Raw genomic sequence first — 341 nt, 5'->3', positions numbered from 1 at the left:
CGGCCGGTCGGCCAGGTGCACCGCGCCCGCGTCGGGCCGGTGCAGCCCGGCGAGCACCCGCAGCAGCGTGGTCTTCCCGCAGCCGTTGCGCCCCACCAGCGACAGCCACTGCCCGCGGGCGACCGCCAGGTCGACGCCGTCGAGCACGGTGCGCCCGTCGAAGCGCACCGTCACCCCCTCGGCCCTGAGCACCGTCACAGCGCACCTCCCACCGTCGTACGGGACCGTCGGCGGACGATCCCGATGAGCACCACCGCGCCGGCGACCGCCGTCACCGCTCCCGCGGGCACCCCGATCGGCCGGTCCCCGGCCGGGGCGAACGCCGTCAGCAACTGGGCGAC

1 protein-coding gene is annotated in these 341 nt (G+C 77.4%); it reads right to left on the bottom strand.

Annotated elements, in window-relative coordinates; all coding sequences use genetic code 11:
- The coding region (locus GTW08_RS32885) for an ATP-binding cassette domain-containing protein (protein WP_161151602.1) at nucleotides 1–192 on the bottom strand (192 nt) is incomplete at its 3' end.
- Nucleotides 193–341 lie beyond the last annotated feature (149 nt).

Source organism: Pseudonocardia sp. SID8383 (genome assembly GCF_009864975.1).
Classification (GTDB): domain Bacteria; phylum Actinomycetota; class Actinomycetes; order Mycobacteriales; family Pseudonocardiaceae; genus Pseudonocardia; species Pseudonocardia alni.
This window is presented reverse-complemented; position numbering and strand designations above follow the sequence as displayed.